Source organism: Pseudomonas retamae, assembly GCF_043496865.1.
In the GTDB taxonomy this organism is placed as follows: Bacteria; Pseudomonadota; Gammaproteobacteria; order Pseudomonadales; family Pseudomonadaceae; genus Aquipseudomonas; species Aquipseudomonas retamae.
In genome coordinates this window covers 1-17,854 of record NZ_JBIEIL010000012.1, presented here as the reverse complement: position 1 = coordinate 17,854, position 17,854 = coordinate 1, and the positions used below count along the sequence as shown (strand labels likewise).

Here is a 17,854-nt window from a genome sequence, read left to right as displayed (position 1 = left end):
TCACAACATCCGAGTTCATCCGTGGCGGGATGCTTAATAGTTGAAAGTCTTGACCAGCAGCAGATCACCGATCGCGCGCAGGGGCACGATGAAGGTTTCGCGTTTTTCGTCGACGGTGTTTTCGTTGAGCACCAGCGTGATTTGCGAGGTGATCACCTCGTTCTGGTTGCTGGTCTCCTCGAAGTTATAGCCGCCGGCGCCGTAGTTGCCCCAATAGTTGACGTAAACCAGATAGGTGCCGTGCAGCGGCGCCGTCATGGTGAACATCTCCGGGCCCGGACCATCGACGCCATCCGGGTCGAGACCACCGCCATTGCTCAGCGCTGGCCGCGCCCAGAACGCATGCTGACCGTCGGGGGTGACAATATGCAGATCGAGTTCGGCTTTCGGATCGTCCCAGCCCAGGACAAGACGAATCCGCGCCGGCGTGCGCAGATGATTGGCTTCATAAAATTGCACGCGCTTGAGCGACTGACCCTCGGCGCTGATCACCTCGACGCTGTTGGAACCGGCGCCGAACGCATACGGCCGGGCGAAGCGGCCCTGGTCGTCGGTGTACAGATTGAGTGGATTGCCATTCACCGCGAGGCTGTGCGGCGGGCGCATATGGCCGAGGGCCTTGAGCTGACCCTGGATCATCGTGCGATTGCGCTGGACGCCGCGATCGATCGGCGGCGTCGGATAGGCGACCTGCGGATTTTCCGTGCGATCGAGCAAACCGTGATAGCGCCAGCCACCCACCGGCTCGGACAATTCGGCGCTCGGCGCAGCCGCCCACAGCCCCGGCGCACAGGCCAGACCAATCAGCAGCAACAGAAATGAACGCATGTGACGCCTCCTGCCATGCCCCAACGAAACCTTGCACCCGATCCTCGGCGCTTCACAGCGGTGAACTGCGTTTCGTCTGATGAACCCGCCAATGCGGGTCGTCGAAGGCGCGAAGATTAGCGATTCGGCGGTTTTTTAACAATCGGATACATGTGCTTTTGCTGTAGGAATTGCGCCAACCCAGTGGACGATGAGCCGAATAGCCGTCATATTCGGCTCACTAGATGAGCCGAATAGCTTTTGTATTCGGCTCATGAACCGACGCAGGCATTCAAATGGCAACTCAATGGATCTGGCAGCAACCCGATTGGCCGGACTTCAACTGGCAGACAGAACGCTTGGCGGGTGTGTTGCGCGAATGCGTGCAGGCGCAAGGTCAGCTGATGGGCATGGCGGGGTCGGTCAGTCATGCCCTGGGGGCGCAGACCGAACTCGACGCCCTGCTGCAGAACATCGTGACCTCTTCGGCCATCGAGGGTGAACAACTCAACGTCGGCTCGGTACGCTCATCATTGGCTCGACGTCTGGGCCTGGAACTGGTTGACGGGACTAGCGTCAGTCCGCGCAGTGAGGGGCTGGCACAACTGATGCTCGATGCGACCCGGCGCTTTGCCGAACCGCTGACCTGCGCGCGCTTGCTTGAGTGGCACCGATGGTTATTCCCTGATCAGGAAAACGACCTTAACGCGAGAGCGATGCACGTTGGCGCGCTGCGCGGCGACGAGTCAATGCAGGTAGTGTCCGGTCGCATTGATCGCCCGACCGTGCATTTCGAGGCGCCGCCGCGCAAAGGTCTTGAACGGCAACTGGAGCAGTTCCTCGACTGGTTCGAAGCGAGCCGGAATCAAACTGCACTGGACCCTTTGTTGCGCGCCGGCATCGCGCATTTCTGGTTTGTGACCTTGCACCCATTCGATGACGGCAATGGCCGCCTGACCCGCACCATCACCGATCTGGCACTGGCTCAGGGTGAGGCGCAGGCGATCCGTTTCTACGCCATGTCGGCAAGCATCCTCGAAGATCGCTCGGGCTATTACCGAATTCTGGAGTCGAGTCAGAAAGCCACGCTGGACATCACTGAGTGGCTCGACTGGTTCCTGCAAACCTTGCTGCGCAGTCTGCGCCAGGCGATCGCGCGCATCGACAGCGTTCTCGGCAAGACCCGCTTCTGGCAGGCGCACCGCGAGTCGGAACTTTCCGTCGAACAGGTGAAGGTGCTCAATGGGCTGTTGGACGGCGGCGACCGCGGTTTTGAACAGGGCATCAGTGCCGGGCAATATCAGGCGGTGGCGAAGGTGTCGAAAGCCACCGCGACCCGCCATCTCGCCGAGCTGCTGGACAAGGGCTGCCTGCAGCGATTGCCCGGAGGGGGCCGCAGCACACGCTATCGAATCAACTATCCGGACTGATCCCTGAATCATTGAGTCTGCACCCGGCGCCAGCGCCGCTCATTTGCCCATACCCCCCCTATCTGCTAGTGTCGCGCCGGTTTAACGTCTACCGGAAATTGCCGCCATGGCCCGCAAAAAAGCTGCACTGGATTTCGAACAGTCCCTCGCCGACCTGCAAACACTGGTCGAGCGTCTGGAGAACGGTGAATTGTCGCTGGAAGACTCGCTGACCGCTTTCGAGCAGGGCATCGGTCTGACCCGTGATTGCCAGGCGGCGCTGGCGCAGGCCGAGCAGAAGGTCCAGGTGCTGCTGGAGCGCGATGGCGAACTCGCCGAGGAACCCTTCGACGCGGAACAGCCAGAATGATTGCAGCGTATTCGGCGACCAGCCAGGCCCGAGTCAACGCGGCGCTGGAGAGTCTGTTCAATGCGCCGTTGCCGGAGTTGGCGCGGCTCTACGAAGCCATGCGCTACAGCGTGATGAACGGCGGCAAACGCGTGCGCCCGTTGCTGGCTTACGCCGCGTGCGAAGCGCTCGGTGGCAAGGCCGAGCAAGCCAACGGCGCGGCCTGCGCGGTGGAGCTGATTCACGCATATTCGCTGGTACACGATGATCTGCCGGCGATGGACGACGATGATCTGCGTCGAGGCCAACCGACGACCCACAAAAAATTCGATGAAGCGTGCGCGATTCTTGCCGGTGACGGTTTGCAGAGTCTGGCGTTCAGCGCCCTGCTCGACCCGCGTCTGAGCAATTGCAGCAGCGACATTCGCCTGCAAATGGTCACCGCGCTGGCGCAGGCTGCAGGCCCGGCGGGCATGGTCGGCGGCCAGGCCATCGATCTTGGCTCGGTCGGCTTGAAACTCGATCAGAAAGCCCTCGAACAGATGCATCGGCACAAAACCGGCGCGCTGATCGAAGTCAGCGTGCGCCTGGGCGCCCTCGCCAGCGGCCGGGCCGAGGCGGACGAACTGAAATCCTTGCAAACTTATGCACAGGCCATCGGTCTGGCGTTTCAGGTCCAGGACGACATTCTCGACGTCGAAAGCGATACCGCGACCCTCGGCAAACGCCAGGGCGCCGACATCGCGCGCGACAAGCCGACCTACCCGGCCCTGCTCGGCCTCGACGCGGCCAAGGCCTATGCGCTGGAGCTGCGTGATCAGGCGCTGCACGCCCTGCGACCGTTTGACGCGGCGGCCGAGCCGCTGCGTGAGCTGGCCCGGTATATCGTCGAGCGGCGCAACTGACGGCGAATCGGCCAAAAAAGACCAACGCGTGGGCAGGGGCCGATGCATCAGGTAAACTGCCGCATCTTCTATACCTATAACGATTCGCCTGATGCCCACGACGTTTCATGAGATTCCCCGCAAGCGCCCGACCACGCCCCTGCTCGACCGCGCGAACACGCCGGACGGCCTGCGCCGGTTAGGCGAAGCCGAGCTGGAAACCCTGGCCGATGAGTTGCGCCTGGAACTGCTCTACACGGTCGGCCAGACCGGCGGGCATTTCGGTGCCGGCCTGGGCGTGATCGAGCTGACCATCGCGCTGCATTACGTCTTCGACACGCCGGACGACCGGTTGCTGTGGGACGTCGGCCATCAGGCGTATCCGCACAAGATCCTCACCGGCCGTCGCGAGCGCATGGCCAGCCTGCGCCAGAAGGACGGCATTGCCGCGTTCCCGCGCCGCTCCGAGAGCGAGTACGACACCTTTGGCGTCGGCCACTCCAGCACTTCGATCAGCGCCGCGCTGGGCATGGCGATTGCCGCCCGCCTGCAGGACAGCGATCGCAAGGCCATCGCGGTGATCGGCGATGGCGCGTTGACTGCCGGCATGGCCTTCGAGGCGCTGAACCACGCGCCGGAAGTCAATGCCAACATGCTGGTGATCCTCAACGACAACGACATGTCGATTTCGCGCAACGTCGGCGGGCTGTCGAATTATCTGGCGAAGATCCTTTCCAGCCGCACTTACGCGAGCATGCGCGAAGGCAGCAAGAAAGTCCTGTCGCGCCTGCCGGGCGCCTGGGAAATCGCCCGTCGCACCGAAGAGTACGCCAAAGGCATGCTGGTTCCGGGCACGCTGTTCGAAGAGCTGGGCTGGAATTACATCGGCCCGATCGACGGCCACGACCTGCCGACCCTGATCGCCACGCTGCGCAACATGCGTGATCTGAAAGGCCCGCAGTTCCTGCACATCGTCACCAAGAAAGGCAAAGGCTTCGCCCCGGCGGAAGTCGACCCGATCGGTTACCACGCTATCACCAAACTCGAGCCACTGGACGCGCCGGCCGCCGCGCCGAAAGCCGCCAGCGGGCCGAAGTACTCGGCGGTGTTCGGCGAGTGGCTGTGCGACATGGCCGCCAGCGACCCGCGTCTGGTCGGGATTACCCCGGCAATGAAGGAAGGCTCTGATCTGGTGGCGTTCAGCGAACGCTTCCCGCTGCGCTATTTTGACGTGGCGATTGCCGAGCAACACGCGGTAACGTTCGCCGCTGGCATGGCCTGCGAAGGTGCTAAACCGGTGGTGGCGATCTACTCGACGTTCCTGCAGCGCGGTTACGACCAACTGGTGCATGACGTCGCGGTACAGAATCTCGACGTGCTGTTCGCCATCGACCGCGCCGGCCTGGTCGGCGAAGACGGCCCGACCCACGCCGGCAGCTTCGACCTGTCGTACCTGCGCTGCATCCCGGGCATGCTGATCATGACGCCGAGCGATGAAAACGAACTGCGCAAGATGCTCACCACCGGCCACCTGTACAACGGCCCGGCGGCAGTGCGTTACCCGCGCGGCAACGGCCCGAACGCGACCATCGAGAAAGACCTCGAACCGATTGAAATCGGCAAAGGCATCGTCCGCCGTCAGGGCAGCAAAGTTGCCCTGCTGGTGTTCGGCGTGCAACTGGCCGAAGCGCTGAAAGTCGCCGAGAAGCTTGATGCCACGGTGGTCGACATGCGCTTCGTCAAACCGCTGGACGAAGCCCTGGTTCGCGAGATCGCCGGCAGCCACGAGCTGCTGGTGACTATCGAAGAAAACGCGATCATGGGCGGCGCCGGTGGCGCGGTCAGCGAATTCCTCGCGCGCGAGAACATCCTCAAGTCGATGCTGCATCTGGGCTTGCCGGATATCTATGTCGAGCATGCGAAGCCGGCGCAAATGCTCGCCGAATGCGGGCTCGATGAGGCCGGGATCGAAGCATCGATTCGCCAACGGCTGGCATTGCTCGACCAGTAAACGCAATACCCCTGTGGGAGCGAGCCTGTTCGCGAATACGGCCCATCAGTCAACACTACTTTGACTGGCAGTCCGCTTTCGCGAGCAGGCTCGCTCCCACAGTGTTTTGTGAAACCCTGATTTCGTGTGTACACCTGAAATACCTGTGGAATGTCGATGAACCTCTCGCGCCTCGCCCTGCCCTTCTTCCTGCTGCCGACCGCCAACACCTTCGCCGACACCTTCGAGCGCGACCAGGCCCTGAAGCTGCCGGACATGCTGATCAGCGCCAACCGCCAGGTCGAAGCCCGCAACGACAGCAGCGCCGCCAATACCGTGTTCACTCGCGAAGACATTGATCGCCTGCAACCGAGCGACGTCCCTGACCTGCTGCGCCGCGTACCCGGCGTGCAAGTGGCACAAACTGGCGGGCGCGGCAGCCTGCCGGGCATTTACATTCGCGGCACACAGTCGGCGCAGAGTCTGGTGCTGGTCGACGGCCAGCGCATCGGCAACTCGACGTCCGGTGACAGCAATCTGCAGCATTTGAATATCGAGCAGATCGAACGCGTCGAAGTGCTGCGCGGCTCACGCTCGGTGATTTATGGCAGCGATGCGATTGGCGGGGTGATCCAGATCTTCACCCGCCGCGGCACCGGTCAAGGCTTGCAGCCACGCCTGCACATGGGCTTGGGCAGCAACCAGAGCTGGGAGCGCAGCCTCGGTTTGTCCGGGGGCGACGATAAAACCCGCTTCAACCTTGGTGCCAGCCTCGATGAAAGCGCCGGCATCGACCGCACTCACGACTCCTACCCGAGCGACGGCGATCACGACGCCTACCGCAACCAATCCATCAGCCTGAGCCTCAGCCATGCGCTGACCGACGACATCGAGGTCGGCGCCAATCTGCTGGATAACCGTGGCAAAAGCGAATTCGACAGCCCATTCGGTAGATATGACTTCGCGACGAAGCAGTCCTACCAGCAACAGCCCTACAGCGATTTCAACGTCAGCAGCCTCAACAGCTACGTCGACGCGCGGGTCAATGAACGCTGGAAAACCCGTGTCGAGTTTGGCCACACAGAGAATCGCGAAAAAACCTTCGACAAGCTCAGCGACGAGCGCACGGTGTTCAACACCTATCGTGACTCGGTCAACTGGCAGAACGACCTGACCCTTGATGCGCGCAACAGCCTGATTCTCGGCGGCGACTGGTACGAAGACCGCATCAACAGCAGCACCGCGTTCGACGAGGACAGCCGCTGGAACCGCGCCGCCTTCATCCAGCATCGCTACCAGGGCGACAGCTTTTCCACCGAGCTGGGCCTGCGCCATGACGACAATCAGCAGTTCGGCAGTCAGAACACCTGGAGCGGCACCTTCACATTGCCGCTCAACCCGGACAACGATGTGTTGCTGAGCTACAGCGAAGGCTTCCGCGCGCCGACCTTCAATGACCTCTACTACCCGGATTTCAGCAATCCCGATCTGAAACCGGAAACCTCGAAAAGCTACGAGCTGCAATGGCGCAGCCAGTTGAGCGACAGCAGCCGCCTCGAAGCGTCGATCTATAGGACCGACCTGGAAGACGCGATCATCTTCGGCAGCAATTCACGCCCGGAAAACGTCGCTTCGGCACGGATCAATGGCTTTGAAGCGGCACTCAAGCAAGACCTGTTCGGTTGGCAGAGCAATCTCGGCGTTTCGATCATCGACCCGCGTGACCGCGACAGCGGGCACACCCTGGCGCGCCGTGCGCGGCGAACGCTGAACTGGGATCTGGATCGGCAGTTCGACCGCTTGAGCCTGGGCGCGAGCTGGCAGACGGTAAGCAGCAGTTATGACGATCGCGACAACCAGCAATCATTGGGTGGCTATGCGCTGTTCGGCTTGCGCAGCAGTTGGGCGCTGAATCGCGAGATCAAGCTGGACTTGAAGGTCGACAACGTTTTCGACAAGGGTTACAGCCGGGCCAATTACAGCTATGACGGCAGCCAGTATGGGTATCGCGAAGAAGGTCGGGTGTGGATGTTTGGGGTGACCTGGACGCCGGAGCTCTGATCCTTTTTTGGTGGTTTGCGGGCCTCTTCGCGAGCAGGCTCGCTCCCACAGTGGATCTCTGTTGCACTCAAACTCGGGGGTTAAAACCCAATCAAATGTGGGAGCGAGCCTGCTCGCGATGCAGGCGCTGCGGTCTCAATGGTCGGGCGCAATCAACCGGCAAAGCTTGGCAGTGGCGCTGATCATTTGGCCACTGGGGCGCTCAAGACCTTTGTCAGTCACCAACAGCAACTTCCCCTGCTTTACCGCTGCCACCTGCGGCCAGCTCTCCCACGCCTCCAGCTGCGGCTGATCCCCCGCCAGTATCACCTCGGGATCACGCTGCAACACCGCCTCGATACTCACCTGCGGCGCCGGCAAACTCAGGTCGGCGAAGACATTGCGCGCCCCGCAGACCTCAAGCGCATCACTGATGATCTGTCCGCCGCCAATGGTGTACAGCGGCGTGTCCCAGACCTGATAGAACACCCGCAACGGCACCTCACGGCGATAGCGCTGGCGCAGATCGGCGAGTTGTTGGCGCAAGGAATCCGCGCGCTTCAGGCCGCGCTCCGGTCGTCCCAGGCGCGTGGCAATGGCTTCGATCTGGTTTATCAGTTGTTCGAAAGAGTGCGGCTCGGCGACGAAGGTCGCAATACCCAGACGCTTGAGCTGATCACGCTGCGCCGCGCCGACACTGCCGGGCCAGAGCAACAACAGGTCAGGCTTGAGGCTGAGCAAACGCTCGATGTCGAGCTGGCCATATCGCCCAACCGAGGCCACATGCGCGATTGACTCGGGGCGCTCGCCGGCATCGAGCACGCCGACCAGCAGGTCGGCTGAATCGAGTTCAACGACAATTTCCGACAGCGACGGGGCGAGGCTGACCACGCGCAGCTCGGCCAACACCGGGCCAGCACTGATCAGCAGCAGAGCCGCCAGCCAGAGCCGGCGCATCAGCCGAGTTGACGCGGAATACGGTAGAGGTAAAACAGCACTGCCGTGGACAGCGCCAGCAACATCAGCGGCACGGCTTCGAGGCCGACGAACACTGCCAGCGTACCGATCCACGCCGGCAAGGAAGCGACAAGGAGCGCCGCACGACGGCGCGCTGCCAGCGCAATCCACGCGGCCGGCTCATCGGGCGTGTCGAGGGCTTTTTGCGTGGCGATCAGCGCATGCTTGTAGCGGCCGAAAAACTTCAGGCTGACGAACATCGACGCGACACCGGCAATGAACAACGGCATCGCCAGTACCGGCAGCAGCCCCTCGCCCGCGCCGAACAACGCATTGATGACGAACAGCGGCAACAGCGCCAGCGCCAGGTATTGCCACCAGGCCACCGACAATCGGCGCCGCACCTGTCCGCGCGTCACGCGCGGTCGACCTCGCCCTGATGCTCGTTGCCCATCATGTGGTCGAGCTTGCTGGCCTTGGTCGCCAGGTAAAGTTTGTTGTGCGGGTTGTGGCCGGTGTGCAGCGGCACGCGCTCGGCGACGACGATGCCCATCTCGGTCAAGGCTTTGACCTTGCGCGGGTTGTTGGTCATCAGGCGCAGGGATTTGACGCCCAAATGTTCGAGCATTGGCAGGCACATGGCGTAGTCACGCTGATCGGCGGCAAAGCCCAGACGTTCGTTGGCTTCAACGGTGTCGGCGCCGCCGTCCTGCAATTCGTAGGCACGGATCTTGTTCAACAGACCGATGCCGCGACCTTCCTGGCGCAGATACAAGAGCACGCCACGGCCTTCGCGGGCGATCGCCTGCAGGGCGGCGTCCAGTTGCGAACCGCAGTCGCAGCGCTGGCTGAACAAGGCATCGCCGGTCAGGCATTCGGAGTGCAAACGGCCGAGTACCGGAGCGCCGTCGGCAATTTCACCCAGGCTCAGCACGACGTGCTCGCGGCCGGTCGTTTCATCGAGAAACCCGTGCATGGTGAATTGCGCATAAGGCGTTGGCAGCTTGCAAGCGGCAACAAAGACGACAGGCACCGGTGTGCTCCTGATCTAAAAATTCTGAAAATTCGCAGGCCGGCATTGTAACAGCAGGTTCCTGTGGACGCTTAGGCTGAATTATCGGCGATAACGATCAAAAAGTTTGATGACAATGGCCTGCACCCCACCCCCGTGGGAGCGAGCCTGCTCGCGAAGACGTCAGTTCAGTCAACCAAGTGATGACTGATCGACCGCTTTCGCGAGCAGGCTCGCTCCCACAGGTGCATCGTCAGTCATTAGATCTACGATCAGTTCGAGGTGAACGGATACGGCTGCTTCCACTTCTCGAAAACGGGCTTCAGCTCGTCGCTCTTGACCAGTTGCGCCATCCGCCGGTCATACAACGCCATCAGCGCCCGGGCTTGCGGGGTATCGGCGAAACCGAGGAACAACGGCAACTCGGCCAGATGCGAATAACGGTACTGCGCCGGGTCCGGCGCATCGCGCACCACGGCTTCAACCTCGGTCCGCGCGTCAATGTAGTAATCCGCCCGCCCCTGTTTGAGCATCGACAGAATGCCGCTGCGCCGCTCGATCTGGTTGTAGCGCTTGATGTTCGGCAGGTAGTTTTCGTAGCGATAGCCGCGCACCCATGCCAAGCGGTATTTGCCCAGCGTCGCCAGGGTCGGTTCGGGGCTGCTGGCCAGCCCCAGTGCGTAAATGTGGTCGGAATCGAAATTCCATTTCGGATACAGCACCTGCTGGGCTTCATCGCGGTAGGAGCCGACCAGCGCGTCGACTTCCTTCAACTGCACCAGGCCGATCGACCGGGTGTAGGGCACCGTGCGAATGTCCAGCTTCACGCCAGCCGGTTCGAACACTTTGCGCAGAACGTCCCAGGCGAGGCCATGACCGTCGGCGGCGGTGTAGTCTTCCCAGTCTTCGCTGGCCAGATGGATCACCGCAGGCGTCGGTGGCGCTTCGTGCGCATGGGCGAACGCGCCCAACAGAGCCAGAACCAGCATCGCCAACCCGCGTCGCAACATCTACCTGCCCCTCACTTGCCCCTGATCCTGATCAGGCGAACAGCCACACCAGCCCCTGCATCGCCAGCCAGGCAAACACCCCGGCGAGCACGTCGTCGAGCATGATGCCGACGCCGCCATGCACATGTTTGTCGATCCAGCGGATCGGCCACGGCTTGAGAATATCGAAGAAGCGGAACACCAGAAAACCCGCGAGCAACCAGTACCAGCCTTCCGGCACCAGCCACAAGGTGATCCACATGCCGACCATTTCGTCCCAGACGATGCCTTCGTGGTCGTGCACGCGCAAATCATCAGCGACTTTGCCGCACAGCCAGAAGCCGAACAGCATGGTGATGCCCAGCATCAGCCAGTAGCCCCAGTCCGGCAGCATCTGCCACAACGGAATGAACGGCAGCGCCACCAACGAGCCCCAGGTGCCCGGGGCTTTGGGCAGCGTGCCGGAACCGAAGCCGAACGCGAGGAAATGCCAGGGATTGCGCCAGACCGACGGCGGCACGAATTCAGCCGGAACCTGTTTCGGGTGATCTGTCACGGTGTCTCCTGAAAATGTTGATAACCGCGGGTATGCGGGGTGATGTCGCGACCGTCACGATCCAGCAGCACCACGCCCTGGCCGTCGCTGACGCGGCCGATCACATGGATCGGCCAGCCGGCTGCCAGCAGTGCCGGCAGCTCGTCGGACGGCAGCGTGAAGGCCAGCACGTAATCATCGCCACCACTGAGCGCCGCACGTTCGGCACCGCGCTGCCCGAGAAACGCCACTAAGGCATCCGACAACGGTACACGCTCGCGTTCAATCTCAAGTCGCACCTTTGACGCCAGTGCGATATGACCGCAGTCGGCGAGCAGGCCGTCGGAGATGTCCAGCGCCGCTGTGGCTTTGCCTCGTAAAGCCTGACCGAGGGCCAGTTGCGGCTGTGGCGACCAGTAATGATCGAGCAGCGGCTGGGCGATTTCGGCCGCGGCGTCGCGTTGCCCCAGCACCAGCGGCAACGCGCCGGCAGCATTGCCCAACTCACCGCCGACACAGAGCAGATCGCCCGGTCGCGCGCCGCTGCGGGTCAACGCCTGGCCAGCGGGTACGCGGCCAAACACGGTGACCGTCAGGCTCAACGGCCCACGCGTGGTGTCGCCGCCAACCAACGCTACGCCGCAACTCTGCGCCATGCGGTTCAAACCGCGGGCATAGGCTTGCAGCCAATCGGCGGTCACCGTCGGCACAGTCAGGGCAAGGGTAAAGGCAACGGGCGTGGCGCCCATGGCGGCCAGGTCGCTGACCGCGACGGCCAGCGAGCGCTGACCGAGCAGAAACGGATCGCAAGGGTCGGCGAAATGCACACCGGCCACCAGCGTATCGGTAGAAATGGCCAACTGTTCCCCGGCGGGAACCGTCAGCAAGGCACAGTCATCGCCAATCCCGAGAGCAACGCCTTCGCCGCCCTGCGCACAAGGCGCGGCGGCGAAGAAATTGCGGATCAGCTCAAACTCGCCCATGGCTGAGACAAAGTGTTCAAGCGCCGATCAGCGCTTGAACGCCTTCACTTCAGCTTCACGCAGGCGCGGGGCCAGCTTGTCGAGAACGCCGTTGACGAACTTGTGGCCGTCGGTCGAACCGAAGACTTTCGCCAGCTCGATACCTTCGTTGATTACCACGCGGTACGGTACGTCGACGCGCTTGAGCAGTTCCCAGGTGGACAGGCGCAGAACCGCCAGTTCAACCGGGTCGAGCTCCTCGATCGCCAGATCCAGGCACGGCGTCAGGGCGGTGTCGATTTCGGTCTTGAACTGCGGAACCCCGTGCAGGATCTCGCGGAAGTAGGCGCCGTCGACATCAGTGAAATCGTTATCAACGCGAAACTGCGCTTCGATCTCGTTCAGCGATTGCTTGGCCATGTGCCACTGGTACAACGCCTGAGTCGCGAGCTGACGGGCTTCGCGACGCTTGACGCTTTTCGAGGGCTTGCCGGCATCCGCAGGTTTCGGATCGCGCGGGTTGAAACGATCGCTTTCGTCGCTAATCACTTGGCCTCCAACTGCGCCAGCAGGCTGACCATTTCCAGAGCGGACAGGGCAGCTTCAGCACCTTTGTTACCGGCCTTGGTGCCGGAACGTTCGATGGCTTGCTCGATGGAATCAACGGTCAGCACGCCGAAAGCGACCGGCACGCCGAACTCCATGGACACCTGAGCCAGACCCTTGGTGCATTCGCCCGCCACGTATTCGAAGTGCGGGGTGCCGCCACGAATGACCGCGCCGAGGGCGATGATTGCGGCGAACTCGCCTTTCTGCGCGACTTTCTGCGCAACCAGCGGGATTTCGAAGGCGCCCGGTGCGCGGATGATGGTGATGTCGTTTTCGCTCACGCCGTGGCGAACCAGGGCATCAACGGCACCGCTGACCAGGCTTTCAACCACGAAGCTGTTGAAGCGGCCCACTACCAGAGCGTAGCGGCCTTTGGGGGCGATGAAGGTACCTTCGATGGTCTTCAGGGTCATTCGTCAGTTCTCTTAAAGAGCCGGGACGCGTCTGTTACGCGCCCCTCAGTGATTATTTGCCGCGAATTGGAGTCCGCAAACAGCCGGTCGTTATTCGGAGGGCACGTATTCTACAACTTCCAGATCGAAACCGGATATCGCATTGAACTTCATCGGTGCGCTCATCAAGCGCATTTTGCGCACGCCGAGGTCGCGCAGAATCTGCGAACCGGCACCGACGATGCTGTAGGTGGTCGGTTTTTTCGGCGCCGGCTGATCGCCGGTTTCGCGGATATGCGCCAGCAGCACGTCGCCGTCGAGCGGGTGGCCGAGCAACAGCACCACACCGCTGCCCGCCTCGGCGACCGCAGCCATGGCGGCGCGCAGGCTCCAGCGGCCCGGTTGCTTGACCATCAACAGGTCGCGCAGCGGGTCCATGTTGTGCACGCGCACCAGCGTCGGCTCCTCGGCGCAAACGGTGCCCAAGGTCAGCGCCATGTGTACGTCGCCTTCCACCGAATCACGATAGGTCACCAGGTTGAATTGGCCCAGTTCGCTGTCCAGCGGCTGCTCGGCAATCCGCTGAACGGTACGTTCGTGGATCATCCGATAGTGAATCAGGTCGGCAATGGTGCCGATCTTGATGTTGTGCTCGGCAGCGAAGGCTTCGAGTTCGGCGCGACGGGACATGGTGCCGTCATCGTTCATCACTTCGCAGATCACCCCGCTTGGCTCGTAACCGGCCATGCGCGCCAGATCGCATGCGGCTTCGGTGTGGCCGGCGCGTGCGAGGGTGCCGCCGGCCTGGGCCATCAGCGGAAAAATGTGGCCCGGGCTGACGATGTCTTCAGCCTTGGCATCTTTGGCGGCAGCCGCCTGCACGGTGCGCGCACGGTCCGCGGCGGAGATGCCGGTGGTCACGCCTTCGGCGGCTTCGATCGAGACGGTGAACTTGGTGCCGAAGCCGGAACCGTTGCGCGGCGCCATCAACGGCAGCTTCAACAGTTCGCAGCGCTCGCGGCTCATCGGCATGCAGATCAGGCCACGGGCGTGTTTGGCCATGAAGTTGATGTGTTCGGCCTGGCAGCACTCGGCGGCCATGATCAGATCACCTTCGTTCTCGCGGTCTTCGTCATCCATAAGGATGACCATCTTGCCTTGGCGGATGTCTTCAACCAGTTCTTCGATGCTATTGAGCGCCACAAGGCACCCCCTTCTTTTGAATTATTTGAGGTAGCCGTTTTGGGCCAGAAAGCTTTCGGTGATCGTGCTGCCGGCGGTCTTCTCGGCGGCCTTGTCACCCAGCAGCAGACGCTCCAGATAACGCGCCAGCAGGTCGACCTCAAGATTCACCCGGCGACCTGGCTTATACGACGCCATGATGGTTTCGCTCAGGGTGTGCGGGATGATCGTCAGCATGAATTCGGCGCCATCGACCGCGTTCACGGTCAGGCTGGTGCCATCGACGGTGATCGAGCCTTTGTGGGCGATGTACTTGGCCAGCTCCTTCGGCGCGCGAATGCAGAATTCCACGGCGCGGGCGTTGTCGCTGCGCGATACCACTTCGCCGACACCGTCGACGTGGCCGCTGACCAGATGCCCACCGAGACGGGTGGTCGGGGTCAGGGCTTTTTCCAGATTGACCGGACTGCCGCTTTTCAGGTCGTTCATGGCGGTGCAATCAAGGGTTTCGCGGCTGACGTCGGCGGCAAAACCATTGCCGGGCAGCTCAACCGCGGTCAGGCAGACGCCGTTGACGGCGATGCTGTCGCCGAGTTTGACGTCGCTCAGGTCGAGCTTGCCGGTGTCGACATGCACACGCACATCACCGCCCTTGGGGGTCAGTGCACGGATGCTGCCGATGGATTCGATGATGCCGGTGAACATGGGGTTCTCCTTGAGAACGGGGCCAGCGCTAAGGCGATGGCCGGGAATTATACGCGCGCCGCAGGGACAGGGCGGGCAGTGACTCGCCAGTCATCGCCGACCGCGCGGATTTCAGTGATTTTCAGCTGCGGCGCATCCTTCATAGAGGCCAGCGGCCAGTCGAGCAGCGGACGCGCCGTGGAGCCGAGAAACTTGCCAGCGATGAAAATCACGAATTCGTCGACCAGACCAAGCTGCGCGAAAGCCCCGGCCAGACGCGGACCGGCCTCGACCAGCACCTCGTTGACGCCGCGATGGGCCAGCTCCAGCAGCAGCTGATGCAGGTCGACCTGACCATCGTCACCCGGCACAATCAAGCATTCCGGGCCGTTGGCGTACTGTTCTTCGACCGCCACGCAGGTGGCGACCAGCGCCGGGCCGGCCTTGAAGAACGGTGCATCCAGCGGCACCCGCAGGCGGCCGTCGATCAACACGCGCAACGGCGGCCGGTTCATCACTTGCGCGGTTAGCTCGGCATCCAGCCCCAACTCGTCAGCGCGCACGGTCAAGCGCGCACCGTCGGCCAGCACGGTATCGGCGCCGGTCAGCACCACCGCGGCCTCGGCGCGCAAACGCTGGACCGCCGAACGTGCGGCCGGGCCGGTAATCCACTGGCTTTCGCCGCTCTCCATCGCCGTGCGGCCATCGAGGCTCATCGCCAATTTGACCCGCACGAACGGCAAGCCGTGTTCCATGCGTTTGAGAAAGCCTTGATTGAGCATCCGCGCTTCGGCTTCGAGCACGCCGCTTTCGGTGGCGATGCCGGCATCGGCCAGGCGCTGCAAACCGCGCCCGGCAACTTGCGGATTGGGGTCGCGCATTGCGGCCACCACCCGCGCCACGCCGGCATTCACCAGCGCATCGGCGCACGGCGGCGTGCGGCCATGGTGGCTGCACGGTTCGAGGGTCACGTAAGCGGTGGCGCCGCGAGCCTGCTCTCCGGCCGCGCGCAATGCGTGAATTTCAGCATGCGGTTCGCCGGCGCGTTCATGCCAGCCTTCGCCGACAATCTGCCCGTCGCGCACCACCACACAGCCGACCCGCGGATTGGGATGGGTGGTGTAGTGACCCTTGCGCGCCAGTTCCAGCGCGCGCGCCATGAAATGCGCGTCGAGGATGGCCTGCTCGGCGGCGGTCATTCTTGCACCGGTTCGCGGGCGAGGCGGTCGATCTCTTCGCGGAATTCGTTGAGGTCCTGGAAGCGCTTGTACACCGAGGCGAAACGGATGTAGGCGACTTCATCGAGCTTTTGCAGTTCGGCCATCACCAGCTCACCGACGACGAGAGATTTGACCTCGCGCTCGCCGGTGGCGCGCAACTTGTGCTTGATGTGAACCAGAGAGGATTCGAGGCGTTCGACGCTTACCGGACGTTTCTCCAGTGCGCGCTGCATGCCGGCACGAAGTTTTTCTTCGTCGAACGGCTGGCGGCTACCGTCGGTTTTGATCAGGCGCGGCAACACCAGTTCGGCCGTCTCGAACGTCGTGAAACGTTCGCCGCAGGCCAGGCATTCACGCCGGCGGCGCACCTGTTCGCCCTCGGCGACCAGACGCGAGTCGATGACCTTGGTGTCGTTGGCACCGCAGAAGGGACAGTGCATGGTGGCTGGCAACAAAAAAAGGGAGGGCCATGGTAGCGCATCCCGGTGGCAAGACAAGCCATAGCCTTTGCGGTATACAGAACGGCATGATCGTTTGATCCATGGAATTCATTCTGCCGGAGCCTCCAATGCCGTTACGTCCGCTCGTATTGCTCAGTCTTTTCAGCCTGCTGGTGGCCTGTGGCAGCGACGCACCCAAGCCCCAGCCGCCAACGCCGGGCCCTGCGCCACAGCAGGCACAGAAAAAAGCCAAAGAGGCCGCCGAACTCGGCCCGCTGCCGGCCTATCAACGTGAGCTGAGCGGCACCCTGCAAGGCGTACCCGCCGGGGCCGAAGTCGAACTGGCGCTGCTGGTGATCGATGAAAAGGATCGCCCGCAACAACTGCTCGCCAGCTCCAGTCTGATCGGCACCAATCAGCTGCTGCCGTTTCGCCTGCGCTTCAATCCCGAAGCGTTTCCGGCCGGTGCGCGGGTTGAGCTGCGTGGTCGCGCCAGCCAGTCCGGCCAGTTGATTCTGCACCTGCCGTCGCAGACCATTTCTCAGCCGACCACCCAGGCACTGGGCCAACTGCAATTTGTCAAAGCCCCATGACCGCACCGCTCGACCTGCAACAAGCCTTGGGCGAACTGCTCGGCGACGCCCGCCTGAAAGCCTGCGCGTTGCCGGGCACCGATTTGCAGCTGTGGTTGATCGACGGCGACAACATGGCCCGCGAATTCAGCCAGGAAGAAACCCAGCGCATCCTGCATGAGCCGCCCTACTGGAGTTTCTGCTGGGCCAGCGGCCTGGCGGTTGCGCGCTATCTGGCGGAGTTTCCCGAGTGGGTGCGCGGCAAGCGCGTGCTGGATTTCGGTGCCGGTTCCGGAATTGCCGGGATCGCGGCGGTGAAAGCCGGCGCGCTGGAAGTGGTGGCCTGCGATCTCGATCCGCTGGCGATTGCGGCGTGTCGGGCGAATGCTGTGTTGAATGATGTCGAGATGAATTATTCGACCGACTTCTTCGCCGAGGCCGATCGCTTCGATTTGATTCTGGTCGCGGACGTGCTGTATGACCGGGCGAATCTGCCGCTGCTCGATGCCTTTCTCAACCGTGGCCGCGAGGCGCTGGTGGCGGATTCGCGGGTGCGGGATTTCCAGCATCCGCTATATGAGCGGATCGAGATGCTCGAGGCGATGACCCTCCCCGATCTGGCCGAGCCCGAAGAATTCAGACATGTCAGCCTCTACCATGCGCGGCGCTAGCTGAAAGCATCGCCAGCAGGCTGGCTTGTATGGTAGGACTCGAAGGGGTGGGTGGGACCTCAAGCTGGCTTCTGACTGTTAGCCGCAGTACAGACCGTGGGAGACATCGCCCCACCCCTTCCACCAAAGCGCCGATAAAGAATGCTTCGT

Annotated in this window: 20 protein-coding genes; 7 read left to right on the top strand and 13 right to left on the bottom strand. The window is 62.5% G+C overall.

Annotated features, from left to right (window positions below):
* Positions 1–33: 33 nt before the first annotated feature.
* On the bottom strand, positions 34–828 hold the full coding sequence (locus ACGSLL_RS21710; protein ID WP_208939602.1) for a YfaP family protein: 795 nt from the start codon (positions 826–828) through the stop codon (positions 34–36).
* Between the two features lie 275 nt (positions 829–1,103).
* Between ACGSLL_RS21710 and ACGSLL_RS21705 the strand changes: the two genes are divergently transcribed.
* The 5 genes from ACGSLL_RS21705 to ACGSLL_RS21685 all read left to right on the top strand — a co-directional run bounded on the left by ACGSLL_RS21705 (position 1,104) and on the right by ACGSLL_RS21685 (position 7,500).
* Positions 1,104–2,237 (top strand): Fic family protein, encoded by a 1,134-nt coding sequence (locus ACGSLL_RS21705; protein WP_394507875.1) that lies wholly within the window; start codon positions 1,104–1,106, stop codon positions 2,235–2,237.
* Positions 2,238–2,343: 106 nt separating this feature from the next.
* Positions 2,344–2,586: an exodeoxyribonuclease VII small subunit gene (locus ACGSLL_RS21700; protein WP_003228627.1), complete on the top strand. Its 243-nt coding sequence runs from the start codon at positions 2,344–2,346 to the stop codon at positions 2,584–2,586.
* On the top strand, positions 2,583–3,470 hold the full coding sequence (gene ispA / locus ACGSLL_RS21695; protein WP_394507874.1) for a (2E,6E)-farnesyl diphosphate synthase: 888 nt from the start codon (positions 2,583–2,585) through the stop codon (positions 3,468–3,470). The genes ACGSLL_RS21700 and ispA overlap by 4 nt, the downstream gene beginning before the upstream one ends.
* Positions 3,471–3,561: 91 nt before the next feature.
* Positions 3,562–5,460 (top strand): 1-deoxy-D-xylulose-5-phosphate synthase, encoded by a 1,899-nt coding sequence (gene dxs, locus ACGSLL_RS21690; RefSeq protein WP_394507873.1) that lies wholly within the window; start codon positions 3,562–3,564, stop codon positions 5,458–5,460.
* A gap of 156 nt (positions 5,461–5,616) precedes the next feature.
* A complete protein-coding gene (locus ACGSLL_RS21685) occupies positions 5,617–7,500 on the top strand; it encodes a TonB-dependent receptor domain-containing protein (RefSeq protein ID WP_394507872.1) in 1,884 nt (627 codons plus the stop codon).
* A gap of 135 nt (positions 7,501–7,635) precedes the next feature.
* On the opposite strand, the gene ACGSLL_RS21680 is transcribed toward ACGSLL_RS21685, so the two are convergent.
* The 12 genes from ACGSLL_RS21680 to nrdR form a co-directional block, all read right to left on the bottom strand.
* Positions 7,636–8,436: a cobalamin-binding protein gene (locus ACGSLL_RS21680; protein ID WP_394507871.1), complete on the bottom strand. Its 801-nt coding sequence runs from the start codon at positions 8,434–8,436 to the stop codon at positions 7,636–7,638.
* Positions 8,436–8,855, bottom strand: a complete 420-nt coding sequence (locus ACGSLL_RS21675) for an MFS transporter (RefSeq protein WP_394507870.1) — start codon at positions 8,853–8,855, stop codon at positions 8,436–8,438. Before ACGSLL_RS21675 ends, ACGSLL_RS21680 begins: the two co-directional genes overlap by 1 nt.
* A complete protein-coding gene (gene ribA / locus ACGSLL_RS21670; RefSeq protein ID WP_090286700.1) occupies positions 8,852–9,469 on the bottom strand; it encodes a GTP cyclohydrolase II in 618 nt (205 codons plus the stop codon). The genes ACGSLL_RS21675 and ribA overlap by 4 nt, the downstream gene beginning before the upstream one ends.
* 251 nt (positions 9,470–9,720) lie before the next feature.
* Positions 9,721–10,458, bottom strand: a complete 738-nt coding sequence (locus ACGSLL_RS21665; protein WP_394507869.1) for a substrate-binding periplasmic protein — start codon at positions 10,456–10,458, stop codon at positions 9,721–9,723.
* Between the two features lie 31 nt (positions 10,459–10,489).
* A complete protein-coding gene (locus tag ACGSLL_RS21660; protein WP_090286703.1) occupies positions 10,490–10,993 on the bottom strand; it encodes a phosphatidylglycerophosphatase A family protein in 504 nt (167 codons plus the stop codon).
* Complete coding sequence (gene thiL, locus ACGSLL_RS21655; protein WP_394507868.1) at positions 10,990–11,955, bottom strand: thiamine-phosphate kinase; 966 nt, start codon at positions 11,953–11,955, stop codon at positions 10,990–10,992. Before thiL ends, ACGSLL_RS21660 begins: the two co-directional genes overlap by 4 nt.
* A 27-nt stretch (positions 11,956–11,982) precedes the next feature.
* Positions 11,983–12,483, bottom strand: coding sequence for a transcription antitermination factor NusB (nusB, locus tag ACGSLL_RS21650; protein WP_039761889.1), 501 nt, complete (start codon positions 12,481–12,483; stop codon positions 11,983–11,985).
* Positions 12,480–12,956, bottom strand: coding sequence for a 6,7-dimethyl-8-ribityllumazine synthase (gene ribH, locus ACGSLL_RS21645; protein ID WP_258447870.1), 477 nt, complete (start codon positions 12,954–12,956; stop codon positions 12,480–12,482). The genes nusB and ribH overlap by 4 nt, the downstream gene beginning before the upstream one ends.
* Before the next feature lie 90 nt (positions 12,957–13,046).
* On the bottom strand, positions 13,047–14,138 hold the full coding sequence (gene ribBA, locus ACGSLL_RS21640) for a bifunctional 3,4-dihydroxy-2-butanone-4-phosphate synthase/GTP cyclohydrolase II (RefSeq protein ID WP_093097920.1): 1,092 nt from the start codon (positions 14,136–14,138) through the stop codon (positions 13,047–13,049).
* A gap of 21 nt (positions 14,139–14,159) precedes the next feature.
* Complete coding sequence (locus ACGSLL_RS21635; RefSeq protein ID WP_090286709.1) at positions 14,160–14,822, bottom strand: riboflavin synthase; 663 nt, start codon at positions 14,820–14,822, stop codon at positions 14,160–14,162.
* A gap of 47 nt (positions 14,823–14,869) precedes the next feature.
* Positions 14,870–16,000: a bifunctional diaminohydroxyphosphoribosylaminopyrimidine deaminase/5-amino-6-(5-phosphoribosylamino)uracil reductase RibD gene (ribD, locus tag ACGSLL_RS21630; protein ID WP_394507867.1), complete on the bottom strand. Its 1,131-nt coding sequence runs from the start codon at positions 15,998–16,000 to the stop codon at positions 14,870–14,872.
* On the bottom strand, positions 15,997–16,461 hold the full coding sequence (gene nrdR / locus ACGSLL_RS21625) for a transcriptional regulator NrdR (protein ID WP_172833237.1): 465 nt from the start codon (positions 16,459–16,461) through the stop codon (positions 15,997–15,999). The genes ribD and nrdR overlap by 4 nt, the downstream gene beginning before the upstream one ends.
* Before the next feature lie 128 nt (positions 16,462–16,589).
* On the opposite strand from nrdR, the gene ACGSLL_RS21620 reads away from it, so the two are divergent.
* Positions 16,590–17,054 carry a YbaY family lipoprotein gene (locus ACGSLL_RS21620; protein ID WP_093097910.1) on the top strand — a complete coding sequence of 155 codons (465 nt, stop codon included), beginning with the start codon at positions 16,590–16,592 and terminating at the stop codon, positions 17,052–17,054.
* The gene (locus ACGSLL_RS21615) at positions 17,051–17,704 is read left to right on the top strand and encodes a class I SAM-dependent methyltransferase (protein ID WP_394507866.1); all 654 of its coding nucleotides are present in this window, start codon (positions 17,051–17,053) and stop codon (positions 17,702–17,704) included. The genes ACGSLL_RS21620 and ACGSLL_RS21615 overlap by 4 nt, the downstream gene beginning before the upstream one ends.
* Positions 17,705–17,854: the final 150 nt, after the last annotated feature.

Excerpts from the sequence above, each read along its gene's own strand:
- dxs (WP_394507873.1), top strand. The coding sequence starts at position 3,562 with ATGCCCACGACGTTTCATGAGATTCCCCGCAAGCGCCCGACCACGCCC.
- ACGSLL_RS21665 (WP_394507869.1), bottom strand. The coding sequence starts at position 10,458 with ATGTTGCGACGCGGGTTGGCGATGCTGGTTCTGGCTCTGTTGGGCGCG.
- ribH (WP_258447870.1), bottom strand. The coding sequence starts at position 12,956 with ATGACCCTGAAGACCATCGAAGGTACCTTCATCGCCCCCAAAGGCCGC.
- ribD (WP_394507867.1), bottom strand. The coding sequence starts at position 16,000 with ATGACCGCCGCCGAGCAGGCCATCCTCGACGCGCATTTCATGGCGCGC.
- ACGSLL_RS21685 (WP_394507872.1), top strand. The coding sequence starts at position 5,617 with ATGAACCTCTCGCGCCTCGCCCTGCCCTTCTTCCTGCTGCCGACCGCC.
- ACGSLL_RS21710 (WP_208939602.1), bottom strand. The coding sequence starts at position 828 with ATGCGTTCATTTCTGTTGCTGCTGATTGGTCTGGCCTGTGCGCCGGGG.
- ACGSLL_RS21680 (WP_394507871.1), bottom strand. The coding sequence starts at position 8,436 with ATGCGCCGGCTCTGGCTGGCGGCTCTGCTGCTGATCAGTGCTGGCCCG.
- ACGSLL_RS21615 (WP_394507866.1), top strand. The coding sequence starts at position 17,051 with ATGACCGCACCGCTCGACCTGCAACAAGCCTTGGGCGAACTGCTCGGC.
- ACGSLL_RS21620 (WP_093097910.1), top strand. The coding sequence starts at position 16,590 with ATGCCGTTACGTCCGCTCGTATTGCTCAGTCTTTTCAGCCTGCTGGTG.
- ACGSLL_RS21700 (WP_003228627.1), top strand. The coding sequence starts at position 2,344 with ATGGCCCGCAAAAAAGCTGCACTGGATTTCGAACAGTCCCTCGCCGAC.
- ACGSLL_RS21705 (WP_394507875.1), top strand. The coding sequence starts at position 1,104 with ATGGCAACTCAATGGATCTGGCAGCAACCCGATTGGCCGGACTTCAAC.
- thiL (WP_394507868.1), bottom strand. The coding sequence starts at position 11,955 with ATGGGCGAGTTTGAGCTGATCCGCAATTTCTTCGCCGCCGCGCCTTGT.
- ispA (WP_394507874.1), top strand. The coding sequence starts at position 2,583 with ATGATTGCAGCGTATTCGGCGACCAGCCAGGCCCGAGTCAACGCGGCG.
- ACGSLL_RS21635 (WP_090286709.1), bottom strand. The coding sequence starts at position 14,822 with ATGTTCACCGGCATCATCGAATCCATCGGCAGCATCCGTGCACTGACC.
- nrdR (WP_172833237.1), bottom strand. The coding sequence starts at position 16,461 with ATGCACTGTCCCTTCTGCGGTGCCAACGACACCAAGGTCATCGACTCG.